Consider the following 19278-nt stretch of genomic DNA (forward strand, 5'->3'; position numbering starts at 1 on the left):
CTTGCTCCCTATGGGTCGCAAGCCTGTCATTTCGCGAACAATTGGTGACTAGCGGTACTATTGGATTCGTTCAATGGATTTTATTTTGTACATAAAAAAAGCCAACCTTCCGGTTGGCCTTTTTTTATTGAGTTATGAGTGCTAACCCGGCAATGTCCTACTCTCCCATTGAACGAATCCAATAGTACCGCTAGTCACCAATTGTTCGCGAAATGACAGGCTTGCGACCCATAGGGAGCAAGACTCGGACACTCGCCCGCGGAGCGGAACAGCGAGTGGGGGCGGGAAGTAGGACATCGCTTTAGTTTGTCATTATCGTTTATTGAAGGCGTTCCATTAGTTGAGCGCCTTTTTTATTTGTGGGTGCACTGTGTGGTCCGGATGATTGCCGGGTGGATTCTACCGTTCCAAAATGTCGACTGGCAGGTTGGTTTTTTTTATAGGGAATAAAATCCATCTAGATAGAGGAGCGAATTGAAAGTTTCCTATTGAGCTCATTCAAATAACTTAATTTTCTAAAAAACCAATCAACTTCGGGTCTTAAGGAAGGGATGAGATCTCTTTTTAAAAATAGGTAGATATACTCATGTCTACGAATTGTCGGTTATCGCTTGCACTTTTTTCGCAGGCGGTTTTTGTGATTGGAGTAATGGAAAATTTAATTCCGAGCGAGGTGTATTCTTCGCTAATCTTACAATATCTTTATGATGCGGTGATTGTTACGGATATGGAATTCCGAATCATCAATTGGAATTTAGCCGCTGAACGTATTTACGGATTCACTGCAAAAGAAGTGATCGGGCAATACACAGGTTCTATTTTAAAAACAGAACAGAATGAAACGACAAGAGAAAGTCGGATATCGGAACTACAAACCAATGGAATTTGGCAGGGAGAGGTATACCAATACAATAAAAATTCACAAAAACTAAAAATTCGATCTGCTGCTAGTTTTTTAAAAGATAAATCAGGACATACAATTGGGCTCATTGCGATCAACCGCGACATTACGGAAGAAAGTAAGTTCCAAGAAGAACTTGCAGATCGCGAAGAACGATTCCGCATGAGTTTTGATAATGCCGGAGTTGGAGTTTGTCTTTTGGACCTAGACGGTCGTTTTATCAGAGTGAATAAAAAACTAGAATCGATGTTAGGTTATGAATCTGACGAACTCATCGGACGAAGGTCTAATGAGTTTGCTTATGAAGAAGACAAACAGGTTTTTGATACATTTCGAGAATTGGCCCTTAGTGGTTCGAAAGAGAATATGATTTACGAAAAACGTTTTTTTTCGAAAGATCAAAATATACTTTGGGTAGAGATTTCAAATACATTAGTGAAGGATAGGAACGGAATACCTTCCTATTTTGTGGTTCACTTAAACGATATTACAGATAGAAAAAATGCTGAGTTACATCTTCTCAATGCCAAAAAAGAAGCAGAAAGGGCAAACCAAGCAAAATCAGAATTTGTTGCCAACATGAGCCACGAAATTCGGACTCCCTTAAACGGAGTGATTGGATTTAATGAATTATTATTAACTACTAATTTAAATTCGGACCAAAGAGAGTATGTACAAAATGCAATCAGCAGTGCACACGGGCTTTTGGGTATCATCAATGATGTTTTAGACTTTTCAAAGATTGAAGCTGGAAAATTGGTTCTGAATGAAGTTACATCCAATTTGGAACAAATCATCAACGATTCGTTAGGTGTTCTCAAATGGAAAGCTAATGAAAAGGGGATTGATCTCAAACTCGAAGTTGGACTCGAATTACCAAAAATTATTTTGGTGGATGCCACTAGACTACGCCAGATACTCATTAATTTGTTAGGGAATGCTGTGAAATTCACAGAATTCGGTGAGGTGGTATTAAAAGTAAGTGCGGCCCAGGCATCGCTACAAAAAACAAAATTGAAATTTAGCATTACCGATACAGGTATAGGAATTTCTGAAGAACAAAAAACTCATCTATTTCAATCCTTTTGGCAAGGAGAATCCAATTCAACAAGAAGGTATGGTGGGACTGGGCTTGGGTTAAGAATCACAAAATCTTTGTTAGATTTGATGGGAGGAGAAATTGAAGTCCAATCCAAGTTGGGAATTGGAACGGAATTTCGATTTGTAATCGAATGTAGTGCAGGGGGCCAGGCTTCAAACCAAATAGTCTCATCAGAAAATGAACTACAAAATGAATTATTTGCGAATATCCATCACCCCGTACTGAATGAAATTTCACCAAAAATTTTGGTGGTGGAAGACAATGAAATGAATCGTGACCTTCTCAAACGGATGATTCAGAAATACATTCCCAAGGCACAAATTCTCGAAGCCGTAGACGGACTCGAGGGAGTTCGTTTCTTTCGCGAAATAATTCCTGATTTGGTATTTATGGATGTCCAAATGCCAAATATGGATGGATTAGAAGCAGTCACAGAAATTCGCAAACAACCATCTGGTTTTTCCGTACCCATCATTGCCCTCACCGCAGGTGCCTTGTATGAAGAACGCAAAAAATGTTTTGATGTGGGAATGGACCAATTTCTGACCAAACCGATCGATATTTTAGCCCTCAATCAAATTCTATTTCGTTATTTGAATCGATAGACCTTCGATTAGAGTAGCAAAAACTGATCCAACCGGCCAATTTGTCCAAAATGAGACGATTTCCTTTTTTAGCTTATCTTGGTCCTGGCCTTCTTTATGCCGGAGCCGCCGTTGGTGTTTCCCATCTTGTGCAATCGACTCGGGCTGGTGCCGTATATGGATACGGATTACTTTTCGTTGTTCTTTTTGCTAATTTGATCAAATATCCATTTTTTGTCGTCGGAACCAGATATACAATTATCACCGGTAAATCATTGTTAGATGGATACGAATCACTGGGCAGACTTCCTGTATGGATCTTTTTTCTAATTTCAGTCGGAACAATGTGTATCATTGTCGCTACAGTAACACTTGTCACATCAGGACTATTTTCAAATCTTCTTGGAATTTCTATGGAACCTTGGTTGCTTTGTTCTATAATTCTAATATTCTGTTTTCTTTTGCTTGCAATTGGTAAATTTGCAGCTCTCGACGGCCTAATGAAATGGATAGTGGTTTTGTTAACTATTTCAACTATTGTTGCCATGATCCTTTCATTTTACGCAGCTATACCCAAATTAGAAACAGCAGGAAAAACTTTTTCAATTTCGGAGCTTGGAGATGTTGCCTTCCTAATTGCCCTTATGGGTTGGATGCCGATTCCCATTGAGGCAGCGGTTTGGCAGTCAGATTGGACCCTAGCCAAAAAAACGCCAGATGGTAAACTTCCTCCAATGAAATATGCGATGATCGACTTTAACATCGGTTATATTGGGACTACCTTGCTTGCCGTTTGTTTTTTGGCACTGGGTGCAAACATGATGTATAATACAGGAGCAGAATTTTCTTCTCAGGCAGTCAGTTTTGCTTCTGAACTTGTTAAATTGTATACGACCGCCATTGGCTCTTGGTCTTATCCCATTATCTTAATTGCTGCATTTTTTACAATGTTCTCTACAACTCTGACTTGTTTTGATGCTTACCCCAGAGTGGTTTCAAACGCAAGTCGCAGATTGTTCAAATCATTGGAAAAAATTCCCACAGAAAAATTATATTGGTATTGGATCCTACTTGTGGGTGTGGGTTCCATTTTGATTTTACTTTTTTTTAGAACCAATATGAAGAGTTTGGTGGATTTTGCGACTACGGTTTCTTTTTTGAATGCCCCAGTACTTGCCCTCATTCATCACTTGATATTATTTGGAAAAGAGATTCCTAAAGACCAAAGACCTAAACCTTGGATGAATTTACTTTCTTGGTTTGGTATTTTGTTTTTATTTGGATTCTCCATCTATTATATCAATATTACTTTTCTTTAAAGTATGAAGAGCGAAAAAACACACTCTATGTTTTTTTCGCTCTCTCCACTTCTTTATTTAATTCTTTCGATTCTTTTTTTTCGATTTATATGGATTGTTCCATACCCTCATCCTTTAGCTCTATTGGTTTCTGGTTTTATTGCTTTTTTGCAACGAAGGTATCGGAAGTCCGTATTTTTAAAATCATCATTTCGTAAAAACTTTTTCTCTGTACTACCTGCCATGGAGATTCTTTTTTTTGTTGGGATGCTCATTGCTTCTTGGGCATATTCGGGAGTACTTTTAACAATGATTCAGGCAGGGATTTTGTTTTTGCAGCCTGATTATTTTTTACCATCTTTGGCAGTTGTTTCCGCCATTGCCGCGATGGTTTCTGGCTCTTCTTGGACCACCGCTGGTACGTTAGGTGTTGCGCTTATGGGAGTTGCAGAAGTCATTTCCTTTCCAGAAACAATGGCCGCTGGTGCTATTGTTTCTGGTTGTTATTTCGGAGATAAATTGTCCCCCCTTTCCGATACAACCAATTTAGCATCTAGTTTGACTCATGTTCCTATCTGGAAACATATCCAACATATGCTAAAGACAACATGTATCAGTTTTGGGGTTGCAATTTTAGGTTTTTATATTTTAAACCTTTATGTTTTGAACTCTCATCAGAATACGGACTTATCTTTAAGACCTGGTATTATTTTTTCCCTTCCTTCCTCCAGTATTTCATGGAGCAGGTTAATCCCTGTGGTTCTTGTTTTTGGATCTTCATTTTTTAAATTGCATATTCGAATATCATTAATACTCGGAATTGTATCGGCACTTGGATTTAGTATCAATGAACTGGGTTTCGAATGGCAGACTTGGAAAACATTGGTGTTTGGATTTGAATCACATACTGGAAACGAAGTTTTGGATCGTTTTTTAAGTGGAGGGGGAGTGGTCGCGATTCTTCCTACAGAAATATTGATTCTTTCTGCTGTTTGGTTTGGTGCTGTTGTGGAAGGATATGGTTATTTAAATGAAATATTAATCCAAATCAAAATTTGGGCCAAAGACAAATGGGACATACTTCTTTCGACTATGGGAACATCGTTCCTTTTGAATTTGGTAACAGCAGATCAATACTTATCTCTTGTCATCCCTGCTCGTGCCTTTCGAAGTTTAGCTGAAGAAAATTCCATTCCAGAAAAAGACATCTCACGTTCATTAGAAGATTCTGGAACCATCACATCGCCACTCATTCCTTGGAACAGTTGCGGTGCCTTTATGTCTACTTCTCTTGGTGTTTCTGTGATGTCGTTTTTCCCTTTTGCTTTTTTTAATTTATTCCATGTGATCTTTTCAGTCTCACTTCTGTTAATCGCAAAAAATAAATTTAAAAGTTCGTAGTTGAACAAATCAAGTTCATAAAACGGAAGAGATACTCGGTTTATATAATATAATAATCTTTCTTTCTTCTATGGGTGATTTATAAATTCCATCCATGTTACCAAGAATACTAGATGAAAAGATTTTACCTTTGATCGAAGAAGCAAGAGCCAAACATGATCTCAATATTGTAAAAGAACAATTGCCTATCTGGATGGTAGACCGACTTGCCAAAAAAAGGAAAATTACGGAAGACGAAAGTTGTGAGATGGTTGTGACGATTTTGGAAGTATTTTCCAAAATGTGGACTTTAAGTCTAAACTACCATATAACGAATGTTCTTGGCTTTTTTGTTACTTATGCCTTCAATCAGTATCGGAACAGATTCCGCAGGACCGAAATTTCTGAGTCAGGGGAATTGTATTTACAATTATGGAACTATGATCTCCCGGCAAATGAGGAGAATCCCATCGACTTTTTGGACATTGAAAACCCTTTAAAAGCGGAATTGGAAAAGTTGCCGGCAATAACGGCTCTTGTTTTGTCCTTACAGTTTGATTTGCCAATGAAACAGAATCTAAAACAACTCCTGCTTTGGAAGTTACGTGAAACGAATCATGACATTGATACTTTTTATCGGAATCTAGATGAGAAACGGTTTCGACAACGCCAAATTTTATCCCGACTTTCTGGGATGATTACGAGGTACACTCGCAAACTCTATGAAGCAACGGATCAGAACCGACGAAAATGGTATCTGAAACAAAAGAAACTCTGGATTTTACGAAGAACAAAAACCATCGATCGTAGTTTTCATTCGGAAAGAGAGATTGCGAAGCTCTTAGGAATTTCCAGGAAGGCAGTTCGCAACCATTTGTCACAGGGAAAACATCAACTCCGAAGGGCTGGCAAAGATTTATTGTACTATGCATAAAAATTTGCTTTACATTCAGCAAAATCAAAGGATCTTAATGGCAACACCACCTTCCGAAGGGTTATGAAAATCAAAGTTACTAGTAAAAACGACGTGCACATCATTAAAATTGAAGGTGCCATCAAAGCCGGAAATGAGTTCGAGCTATCTGAAAAGATTGAACAGTACATCAAAAAAGGCCAAGTCCCTAAGTTTATTATAGATTTGAAAAAGGTTCCTTTCATCAACTCAGCTGGTTTAGGAACATTTCTAAATATTTATAAACATATCGACGGCCTGAATGGTAGACTTGTATTTGCGAACTTAAATTCCGATATCGAGAACCTAATGGAAATTACAAAACTTTCTAGTGTTTTCGAGATTTATAAAACTCTGGAAGAGGCTGAAGACTCCTTCGAATATTAATCGCGCGAGGCGATTCTACTAATGAATCCAATCCTGAAGGTAAGTTTAGGAATCGCCAAAACCAAAACCTTTCGCGGACTTTTTGTCCTTTTTCTACTTTATAAGTCTGTATTCAATTCCTTCACTGCGGACCTAATAGTTCCCGAACTTATCTCTCGTTTTACATTGGGAAGGATGGAGGGGAACTTTCGCAGTTTTTCCCTGTTTTTTGGAATTGAGATCGAAGACTTGCGGCTCTATCCAGGAGCACCCTTTGAAAACCTTCCCATGGTGGAGGCCAAACGACTTAGCCTTCGTTACAACCTTCCACTTTTGGTCTTTGGAAAACTGAGGATCACAGAAATTGGACTCACGGATGGAAAAATCCAAATAGAAGAAAGTTCGGGACGATGGAATTTTCTTTCTTTCCTAAAACAAAACAAAGCAGAAACGAAAGAACCAGTTCCGGAACCAAAACCGCCACTCACAGAAATCAAAACCTATCTTCCGTTACAGGCTAGTGTTTACATTAATTTAGATGCAGTCGAATTCCAACTAAAAAGAGATACAGGTTCTCTCCATTTTTTTTCTGTCCGAGATCTTTCTTTACAAACGGAATTGGAAACCAATCGATTCACATCCATTCCATTAGATCTTTCCGTCCTCAATCAAATTGATCATATTCTCCTCTCTTTGAATGCTTCCAAACCAATTCCCTTAGATTTGGATTCAACAGAATTACGCTGGAAACAAACCATTCCTCTTTCTTTACGATTTGAATGGGATAGGACTGTTTCTCCTGAAATGTTTTTGTTCACCACAGACATTGGTAAAGATGATATCTTACTGGAAGTACGGAAAAAACCAGTTCAGTTAGGCTTACGTCTGTTATCTGATATCCACTATGATAATCAATTGGATCAAGTTAAATTGAATCAGTTGGACCTAAGAGTCCTTGGTCAATCTTGGCTTAGTTTTTCTGGTTCCATTTTGGACGTATCAAAGGAAAAACCGAAAGTAAACATCACAGTTGAAAAATCCAAAATGCAACTCACCGTTTTGCAAAGATCACTGGACCAATTATCTGGGATCATCCCTGAAATGAAATTGTCAGGGGATCTTTCCCTTGAAGGTACAGGCATTCGCGGAGATTGGCAAAATGCGGAAGCAAATTTAAAACTAAAAGCAAATCAGTTATTCTTAAAAATAGGAAAATCAAAAGCTCATTCTATTCCTTCTGCATTAATCGACATTGTTTCCCAGTTGAACTTCGCCGATACCAAACCTCAAACTGCTGAAAAACCTTTCCCTTATATAAACGCAATCGTTATGGCACCTTCTCATATCAATTATAACGGTGCCTCATTATCTTTCTTTGGCGATTATTCCGAACCAAAAGGTTTAAATTTTCATTTAAGTGTAGATAAGCTTCAGTTAGGTGATTATGTTTCTAATTTAGGTGGAAAATTAAAAATGGATGCTGCGATTCTAGCAGAATCGTTTGTTTCACTTTCCATTCAGACAAATGCAAAAATTGATGGTTTTCGTTACCAGTTGGATCGTTCACGTTCTCCTTCCTCTTTATTGGGCCTTAGTCTAAATACAGCTTTACTATTTGATCGACCCTTTGGTTTATCTGAAATCAAAATTTCTGACTTAAAACTCGATCAAAAAACCATTACAGGAAACAAAGCTTTAGAATTGGACTTAAGAGGAAATGTTCAACTGGGTTCCCAACTCTCGGCAACCTTGACGCCGTTAGGTTTGAATGTGTATACATCTAATCTTTTGCTTGTTCTTCCTTTGGTATTAAAAGAAAAAGTTTCTCCGCTCCAAAACCTACTAGGAAATCATCCAAAATTAAAACTGAATGCCCGTTATTCGGGATCAGGAAACTCGAAACAAATTAAAGCAGACTTAGGTGCGGAGTTACCAGGATTGGAATTGAAAGATTTGAAATTGGTAACTGATCTTTCTCTGTCTGGAAACGATATCAACGAAATTCTAATCAAAACTTTAAAAATAAATGCCTTTGGTGGTATTTTTAATTTTGGTCTAAGTGGTAATTTGAAAAAAACGGGGAAACCAAAACCGCCGTTAGGTCCTTATTTTGGAAACTTAGATTTATCCTTCGGTCTTCTGTCTGCTACCAAAGAATATTTAGCAAAAGGAATTAGTTTCCAAGGAGATTTGGGATTAAACTTAAAAATTCGTGATTATGATATCACTGGTGAATTTTTTTCTAAAGTCCCTGTGATTGCTTACAATAATCAAAAATGCCCTGGGGAACAATGCCAAGCATACCTTTTGGAAGAAGTAATCGCAAAAATTCCAATCCAACATAACCTAGCACGTAATGTTGAAGATAGTTTGATCGTTGGTGATAAGTCTATATTCATAAAAAACTATGGAAGAAGCCAACCTGCCAACCTAACAATAGGTCATGTTCTCGGAACTCATCCAAGTATACCAAATTTACCATTTGAATATGTGAAGCGCCAAAAAGAAGGTCCAGGTCTTACTGCTTCCATTGAGTATAAAGAAAATTATGCGAATATTGAATCCTTACGATCCTATTCTTTGGATGGATTGGTTCTTGGAAAAAATATGATTTTTAACTTAGGAAATCTGGATCCTAAATCAATGGAATTTCGTGGGAATTTTCTAATTAGAGACATTGACTTAAAACAATTGATGGCTCCCAAAGTACGAGATAAAATTGATGATGGGAAATTAAAAGCAGACCTTAACATATCTGTAAGAGATTTAAGTGAACCTGTCGCCAATCTGGATTTGTTTTTTTCCATTTTTCAAATCGGCCGTGATTTCGGTAAAAGTGCTTTAAATGTTATTTCTCCGCAAAATTTCATTATTGATCGTATAACGGATAGCTATACGATCAATAAAATAGATGTATCTTTGTCAAAAGGGTTGGTCTATGCGGATGTATATTTCAATCGATCTTTGTTATCTTTATTGGTGAACTTAGAAGATGGCAAAATTTCTCAACAGAGGATGCCTCTGGCAAATTTTTTGAAACGAGCACAAAGCGAAATCCAAACATACCAAGAGTGAGGTATTTATGAAACGTCTTATTATTTTATCCCTTTTGTTGGGATGTAAATCCTTTTTAAATCTAAAGGTTCCACCAATCACCATCACCAATGCACAAACTGCAGCAGAAAAACAAATGGTGGGGGAAGATCGAGAATTAGAAAAAGAAGGTTGGATGATCGCCTCCATCCAATCTTCCTCAAACGGTAGATCAAATCGTGAAAAACTGGCTACCGAAGATTCTGATCCTGATATCAAAGCTCATCGCATTCGTTTAAATTATTTAATGCCAGAGTTAAAAAAGTACAAAATGCACGGTATGGTTGGAGAAACTCCGGCTGGTCTGGTTAAACTAAATCCTTTGGCGAGCGGGTTACCGAGTTATGCTCAGTATGAGATTCCAGCCAAAAAAAAACGAGTAGAAGACGTGGTTTTATTCTTAAATGAATCAAGAAAAATCATTTGGGAAAAAGAAATCCTTACACAAAAGAAAAAAGGAAAAAAAGAAGAGGAGTTGGTTCAATTCAAACAAACATTGTTTGATGAATATTATAAATCTGTTTCGGCAGGGGAATACTATGAAACAACAAATGGTAGATGGGAGAAATTCCAATGAAACCATTTCCAAGGTTTCCTTTTTTCCCCATTTTCCTTTTTTTCTTTTATTTTTCAAATTGTATCTTGTTTCAGAAAAATGTTAAAATGACGAATGTCGATTTCGACTATTCTGCCATTTCGAAAAACTATTTTTCACCAACTCAATCAAAACCTTTCCCTCTTACCGTTCAAAGAGGAAACAATCTTTATAGTTCCACAACATATGATGGAAGATACTTATTTTATGCAACGGATCAAAAAGGAAATTTTGATATTTGGTTTCGTGATTTAAAAAGTTCGGTTGTTGTGCCGGTGACAAATCACCCTTTTTCTGAATCGAAACCTTCTATATCACCTAACGGAAAGTATCTTGTGTTCGTGTCCGAGGAATTTGACTCCGAAGGTGACTTAATTTTATTGCCAATGGACATTGAAGAATGGACCCATGAATTATTAAAAGGTAATCGTTTCATTAGCGATGAATTTATTCAACTTACTAATAAACCAAACAAAAAAGGCGAATACACCAAAGGAGTCGTTGATACGGATCCAGTTTGGTCCCCTGATGGAAAAACTATCTATTTTATTTCAGATCGTTTTACTCCTGGTTTACCAAATATTTGTGCGATCAAGTTAGAGAATCAAAACCAAATCACACAGGTTACAACTAAGGGAGCTACTTCTCCTTATGTTTCTGCAGATGGAAATTATATTTATTATATATCATATTTTGAAGAACCCAAAGGCGAGGTTTACCGTATCGGTTTGCAAAATTCTGAAATTCAGAGAATCACAAATAACTCGTTTTTAGATTTTTCTCCTACAGTAGATCCTAAATCCAAAAATTTATACTATGCCTCCATCCGAAAGGATACGAATCAAAATGGGAAATTGGATGAACGCGATAATAGCATTCTTGTTATGAAAAATTTGGAAACGGGAGAGGAACGGGTTCTTTCTTCTGGTGAAACATCTAACTTTGATGTTCGTTACTCTAATTTTAATGGAGGTTCTATTCTTTTTTCTGCATCTTATTTCAATGCGATCAATATTTATTTTATTCCAGAAAATGGTGCCATTCCCAAACAACCGAACATCCGCGAGCAGTATCAATATGCAAAAACCTTTTCTGCGGGACAAAGTTTAGATTCATATTTTTTAGCTTTAGATTCGGTTGAGTTGTTTTACTCAGATGATCCTTTGTTTTCGGTTTATTCTGCAAGAGTAGCAGTCTTAAAATATATTTCTTTGGTACGAGTTGGGAAAAAAGAAGAAGCTCGAATCTTCTTTGAAGCCTATCGTCAAAAATCAGCACTCAGTCAAAATCAATTTGCTCTTTTTTTGTTACATTGGGAAGAATCCAAACAAAATAATAGAAAGTTCGACTTTCTTTACGAAATACAATCGGTTCCTACATCTAAATGGACAAAAGATTCTTTGGCAATGTTATATCATCTATATGTGGATGAATTAGAAAAAGATAAAAAAAACATCCTCGCTTTTGAAAATTTAAGATTTATTTACGAACGATTTCCTGATTACCATCAAATAGATGAAATTAAGCGAAGGTTAGGTGGATATGAATTCCAGCCTAATTCATTAAAGTTGTCACAACTATATAAGGATATGATTCAGGGATGGGAACAGGAGAGGGCCCGTTATTTATTGAATCCGACTCTTCCTTTCTCAAACAACCATAAAAGAGATCTACGCTTTCTTTTGGAAGACGTGATACAAAAAATATCAGAAAACAGAAACAGCGAATCAATTCTTTCCTACGTTGATACATTGCTTGTCGATCCAGATACCAATCAAATTCAACAATATTCAATGGCATTAAAATATCTCAAAGCCAAAGCATTGTCGGACATTCGAAAGTTTAACGAGTCAAATGCGGTTTTGGATTCTATTATTCCCATTCCCATTCAGGTGGATTTGGAGCCTCCAGGAAAACCTTCTATTTTTGAAACTCCTTCATTTATTGCCGAATACAAAAGTCCTGTTTTGTTGCGAGCCAACTTATTAAAATACTATAACCAAAAATCAGCCGGAAATACATCAGATGCATTACGAAACTTAAAAATATACTTAGAGTTTTACGATCCGATCCTTGGTGTTGATTTAGGAGAGGAAGATATTCAAAGTGCCTTCTTTTATTTTGAAAACAAGGCTGTTGAGTTTGAGAGAATTGGTGACTTACTTCAATCTTCTTTTCATTACTTCTTTAATAATCAAAATATGTTTCTTGTAAAAACAAGAAATTTGTATTTGGACTCTTTATACAAAGAGTATGCTATTTATTATCAACGAAAGATGGTGGATACTATCTTCTTGTATGGGAAAAAAATACGTGAAGAAGAAGAGCGCGCATTATTAAACCAACTTAATATTTTGAGTAAAGATAAACTCAATGTGGTCGGTAATATTTCTGGAATTACATCTTTACTTACTGATAATGAATTGCTTCGCGGTGTCGTTGATGTAAAGGATTTTGAAAAAATAGAAGTCCTCTCTGAAAAGGCTCTTAGTTGGACTGAATTATACTACAAACAAGCTGTGCCTCGGGCCAGACCATATTTGGATCTTGCTACTCTCTATGGATATTCGTATTATCTGATTAACAAATATGTAACTTTTGAGTCTTATTATTATTCTACGGGCACAATGACCGATGCTCGTAAAACAGAAATCTTAGAAAACTTCAAAAGAGCAGAATTAGAACTTCGTTGGATCATTTATGCAGACCCTACGCACTATGATGCTTATCAACTACTCGGTTGGTTGTATCAGTATGTAGATTTGATTAAAATGCAAGAGAATCCAAATTCTGGTGAAGTTGATTCTGATGTTTATGAAACTCTTTATAAAAAGTATTTTCCAGATAAAAATTTAGAAGCAAATATTGAACTTTATAATCAAATTTTAGTTTTTTTGGGAGATGAATATGGGGACCGTAAGGTTCTTTCCGATCTTAATTTAAACCTAGGAAACAATTATTTCCTTTTGAGTAATTTCCCAAAAGCAAATGAAAGTTATAGTAAAGTAGAAGATGTGTCTGTTTATTTATCTGTTAAAAATCAATTTGAAGGATATAAACAAGAAGCAATCTATCGATTCAATTATGGAAAATCTTTAATTTATCAAGGACAGTATAAAAAAGCTTCCGAACAATTTTCTAAATCAATAGATATTTATTTTAAAAATGAATACTACCAGTCGGTAAACACATATGCTTCCGATCCGAATTCTTTTTCTTTAGGCAAATTAAATGAAATTCGATCAAAGTTAGCTCTCTTATTTTCATTAAAAGGTCTATCTGAGTTAGAATTTGGAAATTATGAAGAAGCCATCGCTTCCTTTCAAACTGCCATTGCCTACAACAAAGATGTGAAGTTTATTAGTCCAGTGAACTTGGCAAATTATTTGGCGATCGCATTTCAGAAGATTGGTCGTTTTCGTGATTCCTATCAAATGTTAAATTTAGCAGAAGCTGAATATAAAAAAAATCAAGAATCGATCATTACACGGTTTCGAAAATGGAGTTTCCTAAATGTGTTTTTTGGAGACAGTTTCCGGGTGAAAGGTGATGGTCGATTTCCAGGTGAGTTCCCGAATGATTTTAAATACCTATTAACACTGGGAATTCGAATTGAAAACCATATCGAACAAGAAGAATACACTGCGGCCCTTTCGGAGATCCAAACAAGAAACGAATTAATCACCTCTAAGGATTTAGATGAGACAATCATTGGTAAAAATATTCTCGCAAAATCAAGACAAGTAGAAGCACAAATTTACCAAAGAAGTCAGTTACAAGTGGAAGCAGTTGAACATTATAAAGAACTAACTGACATTCTTTTTGAAAACCAATCAAACAAGGGAATCGAAAATTTATTCCAAAATTATGGACACTCAGTTTTTTCCCTTCAAGAATCATCAAACTTCTCGATAGAGACCAAACGTAACTTGTTAGATCAGTTTCTGAAACAATTGGAACTTTGGAAACAAAGAGAAGTTTCTAATTGTACAGATTCGATTGAGTTTTGCGAAAATCAATTTAGATCAAACAATCCCAAGTTTGACATTGTATACGGAACCAGTTTGTATTATCTTTCTCTGCATTTAGAGAAAGAAGGAAAAGATTTTAATCAAATTTTAGGAAAAGCCGTTGAGGTTATGGAAAACCCCGGTTTAGTCGACCCTCGGATCATCGGTTTGTCAAACGATCCGATTTCTAGACGAACGAGAGTTCGTGCGCAATTGAATCTTTATTCCATTTATATGAAGTTAGGTGATATTTTTTTAGCAGAGAAAAAATGGAAAGAAACCTCTGAACTAGCTTACGAATTTAGATTAGATGAAGAGATGTTCTGGGCGAATGCGCTGCGATTTAAGTGGGAAAAGTTTAATTCAGGATCGGATAAAAAAACTAATCATTTGGTTTATGGAAAGGATGCTTTCCAAACGTACCAATCCAACTTAAATGTTCGTCTTTTTTCTCCTAAACATCGATTAGTTGACTTTTTAGAAACATATTCGGAAACACAACTGGCATCAAATGAAACAAAAGCATTTGTCAATCACTGGGAAAACTTTAGAAGTCTTGAGTTGTTTCGAGATTTGATTTCTGCGCAATTTGAATTTGAAGATTCAAAATTGAATTTATATTACCAAGATTTAGTAAAGTGGGTTAAGGGATATCGTAGACTCAGTAATTCAATTTCTGAAAAGGCATTAAAACGCGAATCTGTGGTTGCTTCTTTGAAACAACAAACATCGGAAATTCAGAATTTAGATGTCATTCTTGATAAGATAAAACAAGTGTCACCGGAACGTGCACCTTTTTTAGAACCAAAACGTTCGGCAACTGATTTGTTTTTAAATGGTTGGATTGGATTTTATCCTGCGAATGGTACGAATGTTTTTCTTTATTTACAGGACGGGAAATTAAAAGCAGATATTTGCAATATACAGGGAGATTTGGGTGTCTGTATTCCCAAAATACAAAACACATACCCAACCATCCAGCTCATCGGAACGAAGGCAAACGGAGGTTTGGTGAAATCCGTTTTGAAAGAATACCATAAATCAAACATATACCCTGCAATTTACTTCGATAGGAATCACCAAGAATTATTTTCTGAAAGAACTGAACGTCGACTGAAGTGGGTGACTATCTATGGTGAAAGTGAAAAGAGAAAACAAAACCAGAATGTACGAACCCTCCCTTCTGGTAATTTGGGTGTTTATTTGTATGACACCGATTATCTGGTAACAAATCGTCCTCTTAGTAATCAAACTAGTTTGTTTGGTGATGAAAAATCTCAAGTCTTCCCATTACGTGAAATATTCCAAGGAAGTGGATCTGAAATTTCCATGATTGGAATGAATGATACAAGTTTTGACACAGAGAAAGATTGGAATTTAATCAGTAAACTCTTTGAAGTACTACGTTCAAAACGAGTTCAGAATATAGTTTCTATAACGTCGAAAAACAGCGAAGATTTTTCCTCTATGAGGTTAGATGAGTTTGCAAAAGATCCGAATCGTTTACTTCTCGGAAATTGGAAAGAGTTTTCTATTTCTAAGGATGGTTTAGAAAAAAAAGCAAAACAACTCATTGACGAAGGATTTTTAAAAGAGAAATCGAAGGAATTTGTAGATGCTTATGAAAATTATTATACCGCATCTACATTGTTAGATGATAGTGATCTGCTTTTGCCAAGTTTAGAGTTAAAACTGGCAAAATTAAAAACGGAAATTTTCCCCAATGTTTCCAAAAAAACAATTTTTAGGCCTCTTTGGATAAAATATTCTAAATCACCATTTCAAAATCAAATTCGATATGAGTATTTGGTTTCTTGTCTTTCTTCTAAGGACAAAGAGGATTGTAAATACAATTCCTCTGATTTTATCGGTGAAGAAAAGGATTTATATTTGGGTGCTTTGGAGTTTTATTTTCAACTCCGAAGTGGGAATGTAAAAGAGATTTCGGTCAAAAATGAACTTCGATCGAAAGTGGAATCAAAAGAGGATCCTTTTTTGCAAGCCTATCGTCTGGGTACTTTATACATCCAAAACTATATGTTTTACGAGGCAGAATCAGAAACAAACAAACTAACTAAACTTGCTAGAACCCCGAAAGAGAAAACAGTCGCCAAAAATCGTATTTTGGAAATATACTTTCACAAAGGATTTTTGTTAGGTGATAAGGATATTTACCTTACATCACTTACTTCCACTTCAGCTTATAATTATGGATTTAAAAAGGACTGGAAAAATTTTGATGAAAAAGTTCGTTCGCGGGATTTTACAAAATTTGGATATGCAGATTCCATTTATGATTCATATCGATTGAGATTGTATACCGCTTGGAAAGAACAACTCCAGACGGGATATTTTGAACCTATGTCCTTAACTCCAGAGTATCTTACTAATGGTGAATCGGTGTTAACGAAACTTTCACATTTAAACCGAACTTTGTTTTATCATTTGCTTCTGACTTCCATTCCATTCCAGAAGAACCAAGAAGTGAATTCCTTGGTTGAGTTGCTACTTGCCGAAGAAGCAAGGGAAGGGCGAAGTTACAGGACACTTTTTTTTCGCCTAGAGTTGGCGAAAGCTTTATTGCTCCGTGGGGATTTTGAAATGGCCTCGTCTATGGTTTCAAAAATTCAATCCATAGACAAAGAGTTAGGCGAAGGAAACAAGTTTTGGCAAGAAAAATGGAATGATTTGAAATGGAAACTTGATTATCTGAAAAACCAACCTTCTGCGATTCAGCATTTGAATCCTTTTTTGAAATTGTTCCAGTTGGCAAAAACCCAAAAACCTGAAGAATACATTGGTATCTTAAATGATTTTAACCGCAAGAATCGAGGGGAGTTTTTAAGCCCTGAATTGAAAGAGGAATATGAGTTTTTATTCCATTATCTTTTACAACAAAGTTTAGAAAAAAATAGTTCTGAAAGTTTTTTTGACCTAGCGATTGCTCGCGATATGTTCCGATTTACCTCTAGTCGTTTTTCTGATGTTGGTTTGTATGTAAAACACATCCCAAATTTTGAGATACATTCTGAAAAATTAAAGAAAAAGATGGTCGGTAAACAAGAGTTCCACGGAATTTTTGATCATGGCAAAAAAACGTATTTATTGAGCTTCGCATCGGGTAAGTCTTTAGGGCGAGAGATGTTTTCTGATAACAAATCAATCTATAGAGAGTCTGTCAGGTATTTCCGATCTGCAGAATCAGGAAACCAGGAAGTAATCTTGCGAGAGTCTTTGGTTGATAAATATAGAACCAGTTTGCGACTCAATAAAACAAGTCGTCACTATATCTACAGTTCAGGTATCCATGCAGTGGTGCCTATGGTATTACCAGATATGGAATATTATTCTGTTGCTTCTATCCCAGATTTTATCACAAACCAAACAATCAAAATTGCTTCTATATCTCCTAAAAAAACAGATGTATCCGTTGTGGGTTGGAAGTCTTCTTTAGAGAACGAAATTAGTGCTAATCTTTTGTTATGGGAAACCAATGGAAAAAAAGATTCCAATGCAGCATTTAGCGTTGATTTTGCGGAGATCGGTTGGTGTCAGAATAATTATTTATGTATTGGTGGGATACCTTTGTTTGATACTTCCGGTCGAACTGGAAGTGTTACTAAACTATATGCAAACCAAAGAATTGGAACATCCGCCCAATATACAAATGATTTTAGTGGAGTCGCATACTATCTCGCTCGTGAAAATCCTGGGTTGTTTGTATTACATTCTGGAATTCAATCAGGTGTTCATAATTTGTTTTTTCTAAAACAATTTTTGCAAGTGAGTGATTTGCCAAAACCATTGCATGTTCGATTGGTAGAAGGAAAGGAAGCGGCTCGGAACTCTACAATCGACGACCGCTTTTGGATTGGCTATAAGTTATATACTTCTGCCATGATTGAGGATTAACGAGTTTGATTTAAAAACTTTTTGCGTTCTTCTTCTGATAGATCAAAAAGTTTTTTTACTTCTTCATGAAATCGTTGGAAGTTGTTGTCAGATTTTTGAAACAAAGATTCAAAACTAACCTCACCTGAATGGTAACGAAGTGCACCTAAAAAATCTTCGTTATTCCATTCCCGAGCCAAAAATTCTTTGGATTTTTCTTCGGGGACTAATTTTTTTTGAATCACTTCTTCTTTGAATTGAACCATAATCAAGTTTTTTTGAATTCTTTTTTGTTCTGTCTCTATTGGAGAAGCATAAAGTGTTTTTAGTTCTTCAGCATATTTTTTTAAAAGATCTAAGGTGACTGCTCTTCTGGTTTTATCTTTTCGGAATTTTTCCAGATTGGCACTTTTTTCTCCTTCTTTCTTTGTATAATATAACTCGATCCCTTTTTCTTCCACATAACTTGCGTAAGACTCATTTAGTATGGAATCTCCTGGAAGATAGGCAGTTGCATGTGCCATTTCATGAAAGACAAGTCCCACTAATCGATAATCTGGCCATTTGAGTTGGGGAGACAAAACAGGATCCGAAAACCAACCAAGTGTCGAGTATCCTCCGATGGGTCGGATGCGTGTGTCGAAACCCTCTGCTTTTAATTCCTTTTCGAGTGAAACAGCCATTTCTTTTTCAAAGAAACCTTTGTAGGGAACTGTTCCTGCAATGGGAAACCACCACGTATAGGACTTTAATTCTAAAGCTTCTGAAGCACTCACATTCCAACCAATTTCTTCTCTCTCTAATTTTGTATAATATTCAAATCCACCTTTTTCGTTTAGCGCGAGTTCCCCGATGGCAAAAATTCTTGCTTCTCGGATTAAGTTTAATTTTTGTTTTGTTTGAGAATCCAAACCTTGGTGTTTGAGAATTTCTTCTATTTTTTCACGACCCAGGATGATCGAAGATTGTTCCTTGCCCAGATGAAATAAATATGGCAAACACCCGGAAAGAAAAAGAGGAATCAGTAAAAACGAGAAAATTCTAGGAATCTTTTTGATTCGACAAGGAAGGGGAATCAGCAAAAGTGGAAGGGGTTTTGGCATTCT

Annotated in this window: 9 protein-coding genes; 8 read left to right on the forward strand and 1 reads right to left on the reverse strand. The window is 36.2% G+C overall.

Going from position 1 to position 19278, the window contains the following annotated elements; all coding sequences use genetic code 11:
- The first annotated feature begins 649 nt into the window (after nt 1-649).
- From EHR01_RS00005 to EHR01_RS00040, 8 genes are all read left to right on the forward strand, one after another.
- Nucleotides 650-2608 carry a PAS domain-containing hybrid sensor histidine kinase/response regulator gene (locus EHR01_RS00005; RefSeq protein WP_135693851.1) on the forward strand — a complete coding sequence of 653 codons (1959 nt, stop codon included), beginning with the start codon at nt 650-652 and terminating at the stop codon, nt 2606-2608.
- 50 nt (nt 2609-2658) lie between these two features.
- Nucleotides 2659-3906 (forward strand): Nramp family divalent metal transporter, encoded by a 1248-nt coding sequence (locus EHR01_RS00010; RefSeq protein ID WP_135692438.1) that lies wholly within the window; start codon nt 2659-2661, stop codon nt 3904-3906.
- 27 nt (nt 3907-3933) lie between these two features.
- Entirely contained in the window at nt 3934-5286 is a 1353-nt protein-coding gene (locus tag EHR01_RS00015; RefSeq protein WP_135692439.1) for a Na+/H+ antiporter NhaC family protein, read from the forward strand.
- 94 nt (nt 5287-5380) lie between these two features.
- Entirely contained in the window at nt 5381-6199 is an 819-nt protein-coding gene (locus EHR01_RS00020; RefSeq protein WP_135692440.1) for an RNA polymerase subunit sigma-70, read from the forward strand.
- 63 nt (nt 6200-6262) lie between these two features.
- Nucleotides 6263-6604: an STAS domain-containing protein gene (locus tag EHR01_RS00025; protein ID WP_002989181.1), complete on the forward strand. Its 342-nt coding sequence runs from the start codon at nt 6263-6265 to the stop codon at nt 6602-6604.
- Nucleotides 6605-6625: 21 nt separating this feature from the next.
- Nucleotides 6626-9658, forward strand: coding sequence for an LIC_11026 family protein (locus EHR01_RS00030; RefSeq protein WP_135692441.1), 3033 nt, complete (start codon nt 6626-6628; stop codon nt 9656-9658).
- Nucleotides 9659-9665: 7 nt separating this feature from the next.
- Nucleotides 9666-10253 carry a DUF1318 domain-containing protein gene (locus EHR01_RS00035; RefSeq protein ID WP_135692442.1) on the forward strand — a complete coding sequence of 196 codons (588 nt, stop codon included), beginning with the start codon at nt 9666-9668 and terminating at the stop codon, nt 10251-10253.
- Between the two features lie 86 nt (nt 10254-10339).
- Nucleotides 10340-18193, forward strand: a complete 7854-nt coding sequence (locus EHR01_RS00040; RefSeq protein ID WP_135692443.1) for a PD40 domain-containing protein — start codon at nt 10340-10342, stop codon at nt 18191-18193.
- Here the strand turns inward: EHR01_RS00040 and EHR01_RS00045 are convergent.
- Complete coding sequence (locus tag EHR01_RS00045) at nt 18190-19275, reverse strand: aminopeptidase (protein WP_135692444.1); 1086 nt, start codon at nt 19273-19275, stop codon at nt 18190-18192. The two genes, EHR01_RS00040 and EHR01_RS00045, sit on opposite strands and share 4 nt — an antisense overlap.
- Nucleotides 19276-19278 lie beyond the last annotated feature (3 nt).

The organism is Leptospira mtsangambouensis (genome assembly GCF_004770475.1).
GTDB lineage: Bacteria > Spirochaetota > Leptospiria > Leptospirales > Leptospiraceae > Leptospira_A > Leptospira_A mtsangambouensis.